The organism is Desulfosporosinus burensis, assembly GCF_054657535.1.
The window spans coordinates 435,387-451,110 of the sequence record NZ_BAAHYN010000002.1; the positions used below are offsets into that span (position 1 = coordinate 435,387).

Genomic DNA, 15,724 nt, shown 5'->3' on the forward strand with positions numbered 1-15,724 from the left:
ACTCTTCGTCCTCTAAATTGTCCCCTCGTTGTAAACTTTGAAGTTTGTCATACTCCTAAGCTTTTACCAGATCAAACCCACCTGACAATGAGTTCATGATAGCATAAGGGAATTCTGGGTTATCCTTCATCGGCAAAATCAGGTTATAACGGCTAAAATACATGTCTCCACTCTTTTCTAAACGTTGATCATTTTTTAAAGGCGACAGATTATTCCACCTCCCAATAAAATCAGTCGTGGCAGCCTGCTACGATTTGGGATGATTTTGAGCAGCATTGTGCTACCGTTAAGGCTAAGCTAGTGCAGCAAGTGGAAGATATTTTACTGATTGGACGCAATGATTTCACCCCCAGTTCCTAGTATTAGATTCTAACGTTTTTTTCCTAGAAAAGTACGACTGATCATTTCGTACCTATTTTTGACGTAGCGTCGTTCTTTGTATATCTCGATTCTGCTAAATCCTGCAGATAGTAACACTTCTTCATATTCTTTAACTGTGATGGCCCCTCCGAAACAGGCAGCAACTGCTTCTGGATCTTGCTTAATTTCAAGGGGGAGAGGGATATCCGTCATAATGTCCGAAACGACAAAACGACCGCCAGATTTCAGGAGACGCTGAATTTCACGGTAAACAGCCAACTTATCTTGGACATGATTAATGGCACAGTTGCTGAGCACAGCATCCAAACTTGCATCCTCGAGTGGAATTTCCTCCATTGACGCAAGCAAAAAATCGATATTCTTGAGCAAGCTTTGGTTCGTCCGTTCTCGAGCCCTTTCAATCATTTTCGGGGTAATGTCTAACCCCCAAGCAAATCCGTCTCCGCCAACTAATGTTGCAGCATGTAAAGTTTCCCCGCCCTGACCGCATCCCAAATCCAGCACTTTTTCACCCGGCTGCAAATCTAAAAACGCGATATTTCCGCCACAACTCAAATTGGAATTTTCGTCAGCTTCCGTATATCTCTTGATAATTTCCAGTACCGTCACTCATCTCATCCTTACAATGCCATAAGCTTATCCTTGACCCCTTGGAGTTTAGTACAATCGGAGCACCCACTGCCGGTTCCACCTTCCTTGCACGTCTTGAGGCAATTATTGATTGAACTTAGAATCACCTGAACTTCCTCTGGTGTTAGGTTAATGTTCCCCATTTTAAACCCTCCTATAGCATAATTAGACCTTTGACTAGTGTTCCCAAAGACAACTTATAATTATGCTTAGCTTGCTTTGCGGCCCGCAAGGTACCGCTCCGCATTAACCGCAGCGATCGCTCCATCACCCACAGCTGTGGCTACTTGCCGCACCGTTTTACTCCGAACGTCCCCTGCTACAAAGACACCGGACAGGTTAGTCCGCATTTCATCGTCTGCTTCGACATATCCCCATTGATTGAGCTTGATTTGTTCCGCAAAACTTGCTGTGCGGGGTTGCATGCCGATATAAACAAAGACACCATTAGCCTCCACCGTACTTTGAGTATGAGTTTTGACGTTTTCTATAACCACTCCGGTCAAATGCTTCTCCCCAACGATGGATCGAACTTCAGAATCCCAGATCACATTTATTTTCTGATTCCCTAATGCTTCTTCTTGAGCTGTTTTAGACGCTTGGAAATGATCAAACTGATGAATGATCGTAACGTGCTTTGCAAATTTTGTCAGGTATACGGCTTCTTCAACCGCCGAGTTTCCACCACCCACGACGATAACTTCGTCGGCATCCTGGTACATAGCGCCATCACAAGTGGCACAGTAATGAATACCATTCCCGCGGAAATCTGCTTCTCTTTCAGCAGGGAGGCGTCGGGATTCTGCACCTGTTGCCAAAATAACCACAGGAGCCTCGTATTCAGTGTCTTCCGTAATAATTTGTTTCATGTTTTGTTTGAGGTCTAGACTTACGACTTCTTTGAGATCATGGATTTCAGTTCCAAAACCCTTGGCTTGGTTAATCATATTGCTCATCAATTCTTTCCCACCGAGAACCCCTGGCGTCCCAGGATAATTAGCGATGTGATAGGTAGTCGCCGCTTGCCCCCCCGCAAGACCTTCCTCTACCACGACCACCTTTAATTTGGCTCGAGATACATAGGTAGCCGCCGTTAAGCCAGCCGGGCCTCCCCCCAAAATCAAGACATCGGCGCTTACCTTTTGTTTGACAATCTTTTCAGGTTTAATTCCTAGCAAATCCTCAAACGCTAAACGTGCTTGAGTTATGGAGATATACCCACTTAGACGCTGTCCAACTTCTTCTCCATTGCGGAAGAACAAGACAGTCGGACTTCCTTTGACAGCGTATTTTTCAGCCAACGGACGATTCGCTTGACGTAACATTTTTACAAATCTAACGGCGGGGAATTTTTCAGCCATTCGCTCATAGATTGGCGCCAGCTGCTTACAAGGAGGACAATCCTCGGAGAAAAAGTCTAGGGCTATTAACCCCTTAAAATGTTGTAATTCAAGGTTAAACTCATCTGCTGATAAATAAAGAATATTGTCACTCATTAATCTCTCTCCTTTTATTTACTTTAAATACTTCCCCATAACTTTGAAGTCTATCCTCTTCGTTCATCGCACTGACTAGGACTTCTTTCAAGCGTTCCAATCCTATTGTGCGAGCTTCCAAGGGTATAGAGGCCCAGTCGGAAAAGTCTAGGATCTCCTCGACATGTTCCATAGCATAATCCTCAAAGAACCCTATCGGATCAAGCATAATTCCTCCGCCGGTATACTGGGGGAAATTTTCGTTCGCATTAGCTTTATCCCAGCCTTTGAATACCATATCACGGTATTTCAGCCACCCAGGGGTACAAAACCAAACCTTTTGTCCTTCAGCCAAACTCTCTCTTTCGCTTCCACTTGCCAACATGTCTAGGCAGTTTTCAACATCGGTTCGAGCAATATAGTAACCTTCTTCTCGTACTTCCTCAATCACTGTATCGATGGTTCGGTACGGATCGCGCATGTTAATGTAACAATACTTACCACCAAAGACCACAATTATTTTTTTAGCGCTTTTTTTAGCTATTTCCAATTGCTTTTGCAGTTGATTCTCTAATTCAGCAGGAACCTGGTGAAGTCCTGGGGCAGTATATATCGCCTGCACATCTAGAAAACCGATCTCTTTTAGATAATTTAATTCAGGAATCATGGTTCCGCAGGCCACAATGGCATAATCACCGAATGAAATGCTTCTTGCCAATTTAATTCCCCCTTTTCGATTCTTAACTGATTAGAGATTAGATGCTACATTAATCTTCTCTATTATAATACCCCATAGGGGTATAGTCAAACCCCTAGGAGCTAATAATTGGCAGAAATGAACTTGCCAGCAAGGCTTCTTAGTTTAAAGATTTGTTATCGACAAGGAAAATAAAAATAAACACCCTCCACTAAATTACATAGAAGGTGTTAAAGCCTATCGGTTACATCTGTGACAATTTTAATCGAAGTATTTGTTCAATTGATCATCCTTATTCATCATCTTCCATAGAACTTCCACCGCATCTATGTCTAGGACAACCTCCACAACCGCATGATTTTTCAAGGCCGTCACAAAGCTTGTAATCTCCACCCTCTATCCTAAGAACTTTTCCATGGACTAAGGATTCCGCAAGTTTTTTTCTTGCATCATTGTAAATACGTTGAACGGTTGTGCGCGCAATTTTCATTTGGTCGGCAGACTCTTCCTGCGTAAATCCTTCTAAATCAATAAGCCGTATCGTCTCATACTCATCAATGGTCATAATAACAAAGTGCTCTTGATTAATTAGAGCGTTAAGTGGCCCAAATCGGTTGCTTTCTGGCAAGCAACACACTTTTCTCCATTTTCGTGGTCTTGGCATAATTCTTTCACCTCAATTAGCGGCAAATCTCCTCGGTTATTGACATATGCTCTTAATTATTCAGTATACTCCATTTTGAACATATGTCAATAACTATATCTGCGCTATCATTTATGATTATATTATACCCTCTCTAGGACCAATTGGCTTGTCACTAAATTATCTTTGAGGGATTACTGGCCGAAACAGATTTGAACAGTTATCTGACAGTAATATTATGTAAATTAATTATTGACATATGTTCAATACATAGTATAATTAAATTTAATGGGGCATATGTCAATAACGATCCTATTTTCTTCATAATGAGGCAACCGACACACCCAAAGCATAACTCCAACCTGATGATCTAATGCCTTTATTTCAGCCCTATGATAGACCGGATATGGAACCCCCACTAACGGATCCTAAGCCTGCCTGGAAAGAAAAATTCTGTACTTCTTTAGATGGCTACGTTGGTATCGATACATTAACTCGCCCAAAAACTAAAGTGGAAGAAGATGAATTTGTACGGAAGTTCCTGAATGGCTTAGAAAAAAGTTTTTCTGATGCCAACAATGGTTTGCTCCAGCCCTTCTTATTGTCCTTTGAATACTGCGCAAAGTGTGACACATTTTCATGAGAGTAATTATTGTAGGTGGCGTTGCAATCGGTCCCAAGTAGCTGCACATTTAAGGCGTGTATCTGCTGTTAGACAAGGATTCCCCTGAACTAACCTTATAGTATTCTTCCCTCTTTTGCGGAAGGACTGTCATAGATGCGAGAAGCACATTGAATTGGACAATCAACGTGCTTCTCACTTTTTGTGTCAATAAGACCCGGTCCAGGCTGATTAGTCTTCTTCGCCTGAACCCTTCTAGGCCAGTAAAACACAAAATAATCCTGCATTGCACTCTAGATTGGGTCTATAATAATGAAAGGAAGTTTTAAAAATAAAGGTGGAGAATTCAAAAAATGCATGATCTAAATTACAGCATACACCGTACCAAAATCGCCTGGCTTCTCCTCATAGGATTAGCCGCGCTTTTCGCTCTTTTATATCTTTTGTCCGCCCTCTTTCCCGGACCTATAGATCCTTCGGTGACTAAGTATTTTTCGCTGGCTATGGCTGATAAAGCTAGAATATTCAATTCAACTCCCCGCATCCTCTATATAATAAAGTTCTCTCTCCAAACCGTCCTTTTATTTTGGTTGCTCTTTAGTTCTAAGGGACAGTCTTTCTTTCAGCGCCTTCAAAAGATTAGTAGGAATTATTGGTCAGCCTCTGCTTTATCCATACTGAGCATGTGGCTTCTATTTAAAGTTCTCTCCCTGCCTTTTTCTTATTACACCGGATATTACTGGCAAAAAATCTGGGGTTTTAGTACTCAAAACTTAGCAGCTTGGTGGATCGATTATTTGAAAAGTGCCGTAATCGATCTCCTCATTTCTGTAGTGGGAGGACTCATTTTTTTCTGGTTGGTCAACCGGTTATCACGCTATTGGTGGTTGGTCGGTGCTGTTCTCTTTAGTATCTGGCTCGTTATAGCGCAGCTTTTTTGGCCTATAGTTATCTCCCCTCTTTTTAACCAGTTTGAACCCTTGAACGATCCCGCTGTCGTTACCATGGTTGATGAGCTTGCTCAAGGAGCTGGACTAAAGATTGGTGCTGTTCTCGTGATGGACGCCAGCAGGCAGACTACAGTAGCCAACGCCTATTTTACCGGGGTGGGGACTACTAAACGAATTGTCATTTACGACACTCTCTTACGCAATTATTCCTTACCAGAGGTCAAGGCCGTGATTGCTCATGAGATGGGACATTGGCGAAATAACGATATCAGCCATGGCCTTTTCTACGGGGTGATAGGATGTTTTATAGTCTTCGGCCTATTAAATTTTCTCTTAAAACCTTGGTTACCTAAAAACAGAAAAAAACCGCCCCAGCTTTGGGCTGCCTTGCAACTGGCACTTATCCTGCTTTTCTTTGTCAGCAATCCTCTTCAGAATGCCATATCCAGAGGAATGGAGCTACGTGCGGATCGTTTTTCTCTCGAACTCACAGGAGACCTAACTGGAGAAATCCAGTTGCAGAAAAACCTTGCCAGCACAAGTCTATCTGATTTGTCTCCCCCCCGCTTCATTGTCTGGTTTAGCTATAGCCATCCACCAGCGCTTACCAGAATAAACACCTTACAAAAGGAATCTCAGTAATACAAACGAGAACCCGTCTCCTTGTTTCTCCCCTTGTATCTCTAGTAAATTAAAAAGTTGATTCTCTAAGCTGTAATCCATGCATTATATTAGTGTTTTACCAACCTAAGTATTTACCCTTATGGAATATTATGGTAAAATAAATCATACATATTTAGGAAGGGGTTGTTTGTAATATGGCTAAACATTCTAAAACTAATAATATTACAAAAGCTGCACGAATCATTTCTGTTGCCTCACAGAAAGGTGGGGTTGGCAAGACGGCAACCGTCACAAACATGGCTGTAGGCTTAGTTAGTCTAGGATATAAGACAGCAATTATTGACATGGATGCCCAAGGCCACATTGCCTTATCCTTCGGTATCAAGAAGGCTGAACTAAAGAAAACGATTTACGATGTTTTAATTGGTGAAGCAACCATGAAAGACATCAAGCAAAATGCATTTGGGGTGGATCTGTACTTATCAAACACTTCGCTAACGAATCTTAGTCCAACAGTCATGGCTCATCTTAATGCCAAGCTATTCCCTGCCCCCAAATACCTTTTGAGAAAAGCAATTGCTCAGATAAAGACTCAGTACGATTACATTCTCATTGACACGTCTCCTAGCAATGACATGCCAACCTTGAATTCCCTATTAGCCTCCACGGATATTATCATCCCTGTCCTTCCAGAGGGTCTGTCAATCGATGGTATCTACGAGACAATTGTTCTAATCAAGGGTATTCAGGAACAAGGAACTAAGCTAAACATTTTAGGGATTTTGCCTACAATGGTCCAAGACCATACCAACCTTCATCATGTGAAGCTCCAAGAACTACGGAAAGAATTTGCTGAGACCCCAGACATAAAGGTGTTTGACACTGTTATCAAACGAGCCATACGCCATGGATTAGCCCAGTCCTACGGTGAACCTGACATAAAAAAAGCACCCGAGTATCTTTCTTTTGTAAAGGAAGTATTTGCCATAGCCTAAAACAAAATGGAAAACAAGGAAAAGGGTAAAACAGGGGACAGGTACTTTGTTTTGATCGCAATCAAAAACAAGAAACCTGTCCCCCTGTTTCATCAAAAGACATTGTTTATCGCGAGAGCTTTATGATACAGTTCCCCAATGTTTTATCTGCCAATTTGCACGCAAAATGGTCTCCGTCAAGAACAGGTCCTACTCCCTCCGGAGTACCGGTAAACATGATATCTCCTTGATCAAGTCCAAAATGCTTTGCTGTGTATTCAAAGACTGTTGGTAGGTCGAAAATCATATTTTTCATATTACCCCGTTGAACCTCTTTTCCATTCTTGTCTAAGGAAAAGTCAACATCCATATAATCTTTAAGTCCAGCAAACGCCTGCCAAGGGGTGATTACTGCTGAGTTGATAAACCCTTTGGATAGTACCCAGGGATAACCTTTCGCTTTTAATTCTGTCTGGACATCACGCAATGTAAAGTCAATACCTATCGCCATTAGATCTACAAGGTCATCTACCTTAATCCCTGGCTCATATTGTCTGGCAATATGGAATACAAGTTCAACTTCATATTGAATTTGACCCCGATCTCCGGGAAAGATTATCTCACGACCATTAGCCTCAGCTAAAGAGTGAGTTGGCTTAGTAAACAGTAATGGCACCTGTGGAACCGCATTATTAAGTTCATGAGCGTGTTGAGCATAATTACGACCTACACAAAATATGTTTTTCACAGATATTGGCATTTATAAGCTCCTTTACTCTTTGATTCTAGTTTAAGACTCCCATTTTATATCAGTAGATGTTCCAAATTGTCCTTCAGTGGGGGTAGACATCCAACGGGTGATAGTATTCCTCTCGTCCATTTTCTAGAAGTCGCTTAGCAAATCTCCCCGCTCATTAAAGACCATCGGTTGGGGATCCCCCACGATCTCTAGTCTAGAATCTGACCTCACTTGATCAAGGAGATGTTCGGAAATAAGAATTTCATCTAATTTTAGAGTATTCTTAATCCAGACTATTTTGATCTTGCTATAATCTACGTTAGAACAGGTTTGAAGGGCTGCTTTAATCGCAAGAATATCGTTCTCCATAACCATCGGAATCTTGGATGCCTCTGGAAGTCTGGAGGTCAAGGGATTGGGATAGGTTTTATTATAATCAATTTTCTCAAATACCCGCTTAGTGCACACATCGGCCAGGCCCAAGCCATGAAAATTTCCGTGAGTTTCATCGGTGAGATCAAGAACGACGATCCGTTGCATCGAAGGCTCAAATTGCATGGCAAGCGTAGGAAATCTCTTAATGATGTTCGGATCCATACCAAGTCCACTGATGTTCTTGCCAATTTTGTTAACGATGAGGACATCGTATTTAGGAAACAGGATTTGCGGGAAATTAGTCCTGGCCTCTTCAAGGAGTTCTGGCTCTTGAGTCATGATTTCTTCTTTTGGGAGAGCCACAATCTTACAGGTCTCGTCAAAGGCATTCTCAATAATGCCTAGCGCAAAAACTATATTTGTCTTCTCTATAGACGTTTGGGCTATGTCCGCGATTCGTTTGGACATCTTCCCTGAACCTCCGGAATGGCAGCACTCGGCGCCCCGCTGTTTACCTAACCCGATGGCAATCATTTTAGCCAAGCCACTTTCATACGATCCCCGAAAGGAAGTATGAGGTTTTACCCGGTTAATAACCACTGTAGCATCAGCCACAGTGGCGGCATACTTATCGAAGTAGACAGGCATTCCTCCTGCTGAGACTCCCACTTGTACGACATCCATAGTGGCCTTAATCGGAGCCCCTACCGATTCCTCACTAATACCTAAACTATGTAGCACTTCCACTTGCCCCTCGGTCGTCGCCCCGCCGTGGCTCCCCATAGTCGGTATAATAAAAGGCTCTGCTCCTATGGCCTTTAAATTAGCAACCACTTCCCGTAGTATAAGGACAATATTTGCTATACCCCTACTTCCGGCTGTGACCGCAATCTTATCACCGCTTTTTATCCGACCGAGAATTTCCGGCCGTTGCATTTCTTCCCTCACTGTTTCCGGAATATCGGTAAGAATAGGTCTAGCAAAATTCTGACGTACTCTAACCATTTTCGGAATTTGCACATGGGCAAGCAACTGTTCAAGGCTCATATTTTCCCTCCTCTCTACACGAATCGATGATTTCAAATCTTGTCCCCAACCATTCCAAGTTGGTCTTAGCTTTACTACCAAAACAGCGTCAGCCCCGACTGCGGCGGTCTGTTTTTTTATTCATGCCCAGTCGAATAGGCCTGACTAAGCAACTCGATCGGGTGCATTACTTTCTGTGTCAGGTGATTCTTGCGAACTCCATGACCAATCTGCATTTCACAGGCCGGACAAGCGGTAGCCACCACTTCAGCCTCAGTAGCTGTGATATTTTTAAGTTTCTTATCAAGAATCTGCATTGAGAGCTGGTAATAAGATAGATTGAACGAACCTGCTGAACCACAACATTGGTTCGACCCGTTCATTTCTTTGAGTGTCAGACCCGGAATTCTCTTAAGCAGTTCACGTGGTTCTTTTTGGATTTTCAGCCCCCTAATGGCATGGCATGGGTCATGATAAGTTACTGTGACCGGAAGGTTATTGATTGGGATCTTAAGTTCAATGTCTTGCATCAGGAACTGCGTAATATCCTTGACTTTAGAACTAAATGCTTTGGCCTCTTCAGTCCCCAATTTCTCTCCATACTCTTTGAGAGCCATCCCACAACTTGGGCAATCGGTAATAATCGCGTCAACCTCTAGCCCAGAGAAAAGTTTCACATTCTCCGCGGCTAAATGCATCATAGTCTCCTTATCCCCACTGGCCTCCGCTGGCACCCCACAACACAGCTGCTCCGGTATGAAGACCTCCACGTGGTTCTCTTTAAGCACGTTGAGTACAGATTTTCCAGTGTTTTGGAAAATGTAATTCGTCATGCAACCCTGGCTACTCTAACCTCTGATGCTCCATTGTCTTGGCAGATCTGAGCAATGATCGGCGCCTGTTTTTCAACGACCTCCTTGTCACCATCCACTTCGATCAACAGAATCGCTTCTGAATCCCTCGGAAGTCCCATATGCAAGTGATTTTCTACACAGTTAATGGCCAAGTCATCCATAATTTCTAAAGCAGCTGGAATAATTCCTCTTGCAATGATTTGAGGCACTGTCTCGGCTGCCCCATCGAGTTTGGGAAACATACTCAAAATTGTCTTTTTAGCTTCTGGTTTAGGAATGAGCCTGACTATAATCTGAGTAACCACCCCTAGTGTCCCCTCCGAACCGATAAAGAGCCGTGTTAAGTCATAACCTGCAACATTTTTAACGGTTCGACCCCCAGTACGGATTATTTCGCCTGCAGCAGTGACTACTTCTAACCCCATGACATAATCCCGAGTGACCCCGTATTTAATGGCCCTGGGCCCACCCGCTCCTTCTGCCACATTGCCACCCATAGTACAGGATTTCAAGCTGGCAGGATCGGGCGGATAATATAACCCTAAGGCTTCAACTGCCTTATGTAGGTCGGCAGTGATGACTCCTGGCTCAACAATCGCCACTAAGTTCTTCACATCAATTTCTATAATACTATTTAAGCGGGTAAGATCCATGACGATCCCCCCCTGAACAGGAACCGAGCCCCCACTTAAGCCCGTTCCCGCTCCTCTTGGGTAAAGGGGGATCTTAAGAGCCACGGCCAACTTTACAATTTCTTGAATCTCCAGGGTGTTTTTTGGCCTAACAATATAGTCCGGCAAAAAAGTTCGGAAGGTGCCGTCATAGGAATAGCACATTCGATCCTCCAATGCGAGATGGATATACTCCGTACCTACAATCTTCGTCAAGGCCTGAACAGTTTCTGACATTCTTAAACCTCCTCACTTCTTCACGTTTGAATCACAACTTAAACCATTCTTTAACATTCTCCAGATCAGGGGAATGTCTGTTTCTAAATTCGTTTAAGCTAGCATCGTAAGAGTAGTCATCTTGCCACTTTTTTATATTTTTAACGACCTGCTTCACCGCATCTGCAATAAACTGTACCTCTTGGTCTGTCATAATGGGATGTATTGATAATCTCACCCAGCCTGGTTTCTGCGACAAGTCTCCTGAATTAATAAAATTAGTAATTTTATAGGATGTACCTTTGTCAATGTTAAACAGATAATGTCCATATGTACCGGCACAGGAACACCCTCCTCTTGACTGTATTCCAAATCGGTCATTGAGTATTTTTACCAAAAGATTATAGTGGATATTGTCCACATAAAAGGATAGTATTCCTAGACGATCCCTGATATTTTCCGCAAGAATGTGAAGTCCCTCGACACTGTCAAGTTCACTGAACAGTATATTCATTAGTTCCTTTTCTCTCTTCAGCATATTCTCTACACCCATATCCTCTTTAAGCCTGAGACACAGTGCTGTCCTTATGGCTTGCAAAAAACCAGGAGTCCCACCATCTTCCCGGATTTCTATATCAGAAGAATACTTATGTTCTCCCCAAGGGTTTGTCCAATCTACGATGCCGCCACCCGAATTGTCGGGCACATTATTGGCATATAGTCTTGAATCAAAGACAAGTACTCCCGATGTTGCAGGGCCGCCTAAAAACTTGTGTGGTGAAAAGAAAATGGCATCTAACTTTTCTTCAGGGTCCTCGGGATGCATATCAATCTGAATATATGGAGCGGACGCAGCGAAATCCACAAAACAAACGCCATTGTGCTGGTGCATGATCTTGGCCATTTTATGATAGGGGGTCTGAATTCCTGTTACATTGGAACAAGCCGTAAAAGATCCAATCTTTAAGTTACGATCGTGATACTTTTTTAATAATTCGTCCAGATTATTAACATCGATCAGTCCGTTTCTGTCAGGACTTATTATCTCTACATCGGCTATCGTCTCGAGCCACGAAGTCTGATTGGAGTGATGTTCCATGTGGGTGACAAATACTACAGGCTTTAATTCTTCCGGGATGTTTACAAATGGCCACAGTTTTTCACTTATCTTAAGCCCCAGGATTCGCTGCAGCTTATTAATAACACAAGTCATTCCTGAACCCGCCGTAATGATTACATCATTACGATCTGCCTTGACATGCTCCTTTATCCTTTGATGTGCAATATTGTAAGCTTGTGTCATCAACATTCCTGTTTCACTTGACAGGGAATGGGTATTTCCAACAAAGGGTCCAAACTTATTAGTAATCTTGCTCTCAATCGGGCCATACATCCGACCACTTGCCGTCCAATCTGCATATACCATCTTGACATTGCCGTAATACGTTTCAAAAACTTGATTATTACCGATAGTATTAGCTCTAAACTCTTCAAAGTAGTTTTGCAATTGCATTACCTAATCCTCCGTCCTCGGTCTAATTAATATAGTTATATCGTAATTTACTCGCCTTGAACATACTTTTTTCTCGCATGAAGTTGTTTCGCTGCCAGATAGGTAAACAGAGGGACAGGTGCACTGTTTCAGCAATTAAAAGCGAGTCCAAAATTACTTTCTAGATATAAAAAAATCCCAGATTTTAAATCTAGGATTCGAAACTAAAGATGTTTAGCTGAAATAGCAAATTGCTAACTTAGGAAATACTCCGTATTACCCAACTACACTGTTACTATCCTGCTCTGCCATACAACAATAGACACCGCCAGCCCATCTTATTTCTGGCGGTGTCTATTCTTATACCATTTTCTTGTCTTTTTCCTTTAAGGCTGCTAATTCTTTGGCATAGGATCTGGCAACAATCTTATGCCAGAGTTCAGCGCCTTTAATACCAATTCTCTCTGGAACGAATACAGGATCTAAGCCCAGCTTCTTCTGTGCTTCGTAGTCTCTTAGAGTAGCAATCCCTGGTTTGGTCAGCAGTATGATTACGATAACATTGAACCAGGCCATTGCTCCAACCCCTGCGGAGCCAAAGTTCCAAACGACGTCAGCCGACATAATTGTACTGATGAAAACCATAACTACAATACCAACTCTTGAAGCCGTGATCGCCATTTTATAACCGCTGCCGTTACTGTTGTTTCTAAAGAGATAGCCAACATTAGAATCTGTGTAGAATGCATAAGCTAACACAGTTGTGAAGGTAAAGAAGCCCAAGGCAATTGCTACGAAACCACCGCCAATTCCAGGTATAAATGAATCAACAGCCGCTTGTGTAAAGTTTCCTTTTTCCAAGCCCGGAACAAATTCTGATATGAAACCGCCCGCTGGGTTAGCTACATTGAACGTGTTTGTTGAAAGTATCATGATTGCTGTTGCAGTACATACCAACAATGTATCAACATACACTGAGAAGGCTTGAACAAGCCCTTGTTTTGCAGGGTGTGATACTTCAGCAGCACCTGCAGCCTGTGCACCTGTACCCTGACCAGCTTCATTGGAGAATATGCCTCTCTTAACACCCCAACTGATTGCTAATCCGAAGACAGCACCATATACTGCGTTCATGTTAAACGCACTACTAAAGATTAAGCCGAAAACATAGGGAACCGTACTAAAATTAATAATCAAAATAATTAATGCCAAAGCAATGTAAGCAACCGCCATGAATGGAACAATCAACCCTGCTACTTTAGCGATTCTCTTGCCGCCGCCGAATACGATATATCCGAGTAACCCTGCATAGAGAACAGCTACAATGAGCGGGTCAATACCAAAGGCCCCTTTTGCAGCAGTAGCGAATGAATTGGATTGAATACCTGGAAGAAGGATACCGCAAGATACCAGGGTAAGAACTGCAAAGGCCATGCCTAAGCCCCTGCTACTCAATACTCATTACAACCATATCACCATAGACGTTTTTGGTTAAAAAAACTGGCTCTAATGTTTCATGACGATCTTTAGTTGGTATTTTTTACACATTCTTCCCCTATTTATAGAAATCATACCTTTCGTCTTTATGTCATAGGATTAAACTGGATAATTAATAGGCCCTGAAGCATTCAAGACGAAAGGAATTAAGCACATGCGTTTTCCTCTTTTTCTCATCCTTTTTAGGGAAAGGGTTAAATTATTCACACTCATTATGATGTTCAAAATTTATTTTTTGAGGAGCTTCTTATTCCCGGAGACTGCAGATTTACAGATCATTTTGTTGGAGTTAGCTTCCGTAGTGATTATTTTTGGGCTACTAGAGCTAACAAAACCACGGACAATATTGTTTTGGATCGTAAACTTTCTACTATCTACTTACTTTATGGCTAGTGTTATCTACGATAGTTATTTTGGGCAACTCCCCAATTTCCAAGCGCTCCTACAGCTCGGTTTAATTAAAGACCTTAGTTCAAGCATCTTTGAACTATTCTCCCTGGCCTACTTGATCTTCTACTTTGATTTCTTCTTGATAGTTATTCGACGCAATTTTTTGAAAGTTGCAAAGATACTACTTCCTCTTTCCTATTTCAGAAAAGCTCTCAAGATAAATATGCTTCTGCAGCCCCTTGCCTATCAGCGCAAATCCGCTTCTGTTTATCATCAGAAGACAATCTTTATAACTACCTCTCTGGCTCTCGTTCTCACGCTCCTTAACATCTGGCTTTATCCTGCTAAGGATAACAGGATGGCCATGACCCGTGATGTAGGATTTTTTAATGCCCAAGGATATGAGCTCTATAATTATTTAAGTAAAAGCAACGCTGCCTCTTCGCCAAACAGTCAGTTTAGCCAAGCTGCTATTAATCAGCTTAAACATGTCGAGCCTGTCCCCTGGCCAAAGTATTTCGGTGCAGCCTCAGGCAAGAACGTTATCTTGGTGCAATTGGAATCAACCCAAAACTTCCTTGTCGGTTTAGCAGTCAATAATCAAGAAATAACCCCAAATCTTAATCAGCTAGTCAAGGAAAGTATGTATTTTCCTCATTTTTATAGCCAGATCGGACAAGGAAACACCTCTGATGCCGAATTCATTACTAATACTTCGATTTATCCCCTGCAAACAGGAAGTATCGCTAATAATTATGTGGATATAGATTATCCCTCTTTGCCCCGTCTACTTAAAAAACAAGCTTATACGTCAGTTACTTTCCACCCCAATGTTGTCACTTTCTGGAATAGAGATAAGCTTTACCCTTGTCTGGGCTTCGATAAATACTATGATAAAGAATACTACCAAGATCAAGACATGCTTGGTCTATGGGGCTCTTCTGATGAAATTCTTTTCAAGAAAGCATTGCCGATCTTAATCGATTACCAGAAGAAGAATCAAAAGTTTTACGCCAGTCTCATAGCCCTTACCAATCATCATCCTTACTTCCTACCTGAGAGTAGAAAACGAGTCATACTTCCTCCTCAGCTTGAAGGGACTTCTATCGGAAACTACCTCACCTCTACAAATTACCAAGATTATGCCTTGGGGAAATTTATTGAGGATCTTAAATCGACCGACTTATGGAATAATTCGATATTTATCGTCTTAGGGGACCATTTTGGGATCACTAAAGCCATGGAACGGGAATACCAAGATATTCTTACTCTTTTGTTAGGGAGAGAACATGATGCAATCGACAGCCTGAGTGTGCCCTTGCTTATTAGAGTACCCGGCCTAAAACCTCAAGTAATCGATACTCTCGGTGGGCAGATAGATTTCCTTCCTACCCTTGCTAATCTATTAGGCATTCCCTTAGAAAGGCAGATAACCTTTGGCCAGGATATCTTGAACTCTGAGCAGAAC

Annotated in this window: 14 protein-coding genes and 1 pseudogene; 4 read left to right on the forward strand and 11 right to left on the reverse strand. The window is 42.3% G+C overall.

The genetic code is table 11. The annotated features are described in order from the left end of the window. Positions 1-369 precede the first annotated feature (369 nt). From ACYQ3Q_RS05165 to ACYQ3Q_RS05185, 5 genes are all read right to left on the reverse strand, one after another. Positions 370-990 carry a methyltransferase domain-containing protein gene (locus ACYQ3Q_RS05165; protein WP_459927555.1) on the reverse strand — a complete coding sequence of 207 codons (621 nt, stop codon included), beginning with the start codon at positions 988-990 and terminating at the stop codon, positions 370-372. 11 nt (positions 991-1,001) lie between these two features. Then, positions 1,002-1,154, reverse strand: coding sequence for a hypothetical protein (locus ACYQ3Q_RS05170; RefSeq protein ID WP_459927556.1), 153 nt, complete (start codon positions 1,152-1,154; stop codon positions 1,002-1,004). Between the two features lie 66 nt (positions 1,155-1,220). After that, on the reverse strand, positions 1,221-2,507 hold the full coding sequence (locus tag ACYQ3Q_RS05175) for an FAD-dependent oxidoreductase (RefSeq protein ID WP_459927557.1): 1,287 nt from the start codon (positions 2,505-2,507) through the stop codon (positions 1,221-1,223). Beyond that, on the reverse strand, positions 2,500-3,204 hold the full coding sequence (locus tag ACYQ3Q_RS05180) for a DUF1638 domain-containing protein (protein WP_459927558.1): 705 nt from the start codon (positions 3,202-3,204) through the stop codon (positions 2,500-2,502). Before ACYQ3Q_RS05180 ends, ACYQ3Q_RS05175 begins: the two co-directional genes overlap by 8 nt. Before the next feature lie 271 nt (positions 3,205-3,475). Continuing rightward, entirely contained in the window at positions 3,476-3,847 is a 372-nt protein-coding gene (locus ACYQ3Q_RS05185) for a DUF134 domain-containing protein (RefSeq protein ID WP_459927559.1), read from the reverse strand. A 337-nt stretch (positions 3,848-4,184) separates the two neighbouring features. Here ACYQ3Q_RS05185 and ACYQ3Q_RS05190 point away from each other — a divergent pair. The 3 genes and pseudogenes from ACYQ3Q_RS05190 to ACYQ3Q_RS05200 form a co-directional block, all read left to right on the forward strand. Beyond that, positions 4,185-4,466: pseudogene (locus ACYQ3Q_RS05190) on the forward strand ((Fe-S)-binding protein); the annotation flags it as partial. Positions 4,467-4,801: 335 nt separating this feature from the next. Next, positions 4,802-6,040, forward strand: coding sequence for a M48 family metallopeptidase (locus ACYQ3Q_RS05195; RefSeq protein WP_459927560.1), 1,239 nt, complete (start codon positions 4,802-4,804; stop codon positions 6,038-6,040). Between the two features lie 176 nt (positions 6,041-6,216). After that, the gene (locus ACYQ3Q_RS05200; protein WP_459927561.1) at positions 6,217-7,017 is read left to right on the forward strand and encodes a ParA family protein; all 801 of its coding nucleotides are present in this window, start codon (positions 6,217-6,219) and stop codon (positions 7,015-7,017) included. Between the two features lie 106 nt (positions 7,018-7,123). Here ACYQ3Q_RS05200 and ACYQ3Q_RS05205 read toward each other — a convergent pair whose 3' ends face one another. From ACYQ3Q_RS05205 to ACYQ3Q_RS05230, 6 genes are all read right to left on the reverse strand, one after another. Then, the gene (locus ACYQ3Q_RS05205; protein WP_459927562.1) at positions 7,124-7,756 is read right to left on the reverse strand and encodes a fumarylacetoacetate hydrolase family protein; all 633 of its coding nucleotides are present in this window, start codon (positions 7,754-7,756) and stop codon (positions 7,124-7,126) included. Between the two features lie 123 nt (positions 7,757-7,879). Next, positions 7,880-9,157: a nickel pincer cofactor-dependent isomerase, group 22 gene (locus ACYQ3Q_RS05210; protein ID WP_459927563.1), complete on the reverse strand. Its 1,278-nt coding sequence runs from the start codon at positions 9,155-9,157 to the stop codon at positions 7,880-7,882. 116 nt (positions 9,158-9,273) lie between these two features. Further along, positions 9,274-9,969, reverse strand: a complete 696-nt coding sequence (locus tag ACYQ3Q_RS05215) for a (Fe-S)-binding protein (RefSeq protein WP_459927564.1) — start codon at positions 9,967-9,969, stop codon at positions 9,274-9,276. Continuing rightward, on the reverse strand, positions 9,966-10,898 hold the full coding sequence (locus ACYQ3Q_RS05220) for an FAD-binding oxidoreductase (RefSeq protein WP_459927565.1): 933 nt from the start codon (positions 10,896-10,898) through the stop codon (positions 9,966-9,968). The genes ACYQ3Q_RS05215 and ACYQ3Q_RS05220 overlap by 4 nt, the downstream gene beginning before the upstream one ends. Before the next feature lie 31 nt (positions 10,899-10,929). Beyond that, entirely contained in the window at positions 10,930-12,390 is a 1,461-nt protein-coding gene (locus ACYQ3Q_RS05225) for an aminotransferase class V-fold PLP-dependent enzyme (protein ID WP_459927566.1), read from the reverse strand. A gap of 339 nt (positions 12,391-12,729) precedes the next feature. Continuing rightward, complete coding sequence (locus ACYQ3Q_RS05230) at positions 12,730-13,803, reverse strand: alanine:cation symporter family protein (protein WP_459927567.1); 1,074 nt, start codon at positions 13,801-13,803, stop codon at positions 12,730-12,732. Between the two features lie 277 nt (positions 13,804-14,080). Here ACYQ3Q_RS05230 and ACYQ3Q_RS05235 point away from each other — a divergent pair. Continuing rightward, on the forward strand, positions 14,081-15,724 hold a 1,644-nt coding region (locus tag ACYQ3Q_RS05235; RefSeq protein WP_459927568.1), incomplete at its 3' end, for an LTA synthase family protein.

What these genes read in the sequence shown, in the direction of transcription:
- ACYQ3Q_RS05200 (WP_459927561.1), top strand. Translation starts at nt 6,217, where the DNA reads ATGGCTAAACATTCTAAAACTAATAATATTACAAAAGCTGCACGAATC.
- ACYQ3Q_RS05205 (WP_459927562.1), bottom strand. Translation starts at nt 7,756, where the DNA reads ATGCCAATATCTGTGAAAAACATATTTTGTGTAGGTCGTAATTATGCT.
- ACYQ3Q_RS05225 (WP_459927566.1), bottom strand. Translation starts at nt 12,390, where the DNA reads ATGCAATTGCAAAACTACTTTGAAGAGTTTAGAGCTAATACTATCGGT.
- ACYQ3Q_RS05210 (WP_459927563.1), bottom strand. Translation starts at nt 9,157, where the DNA reads ATGAGCCTTGAACAGTTGCTTGCCCATGTGCAAATTCCGAAAATGGTT.
- ACYQ3Q_RS05220 (WP_459927565.1), bottom strand. Translation starts at nt 10,898, where the DNA reads ATGTCAGAAACTGTTCAGGCCTTGACGAAGATTGTAGGTACGGAGTAT.
- ACYQ3Q_RS05175 (WP_459927557.1), bottom strand. Translation starts at nt 2,507, where the DNA reads ATGAGTGACAATATTCTTTATTTATCAGCAGATGAGTTTAACCTTGAA.
- ACYQ3Q_RS05230 (WP_459927567.1), bottom strand. Translation starts at nt 13,803, where the DNA reads ATGGCCTTTGCAGTTCTTACCCTGGTATCTTGCGGTATCCTTCTTCCA.
- ACYQ3Q_RS05215 (WP_459927564.1), bottom strand. Translation starts at nt 9,969, where the DNA reads ATGACGAATTACATTTTCCAAAACACTGGAAAATCTGTACTCAACGTG.
- ACYQ3Q_RS05170 (WP_459927556.1), bottom strand. Translation starts at nt 1,154, where the DNA reads ATGGGGAACATTAACCTAACACCAGAGGAAGTTCAGGTGATTCTAAGT.
- ACYQ3Q_RS05185 (WP_459927559.1), bottom strand. Translation starts at nt 3,847, where the DNA reads ATGCCAAGACCACGAAAATGGAGAAAAGTGTGTTGCTTGCCAGAAAGC.
- ACYQ3Q_RS05195 (WP_459927560.1), top strand. Translation starts at nt 4,802, where the DNA reads ATGCATGATCTAAATTACAGCATACACCGTACCAAAATCGCCTGGCTT.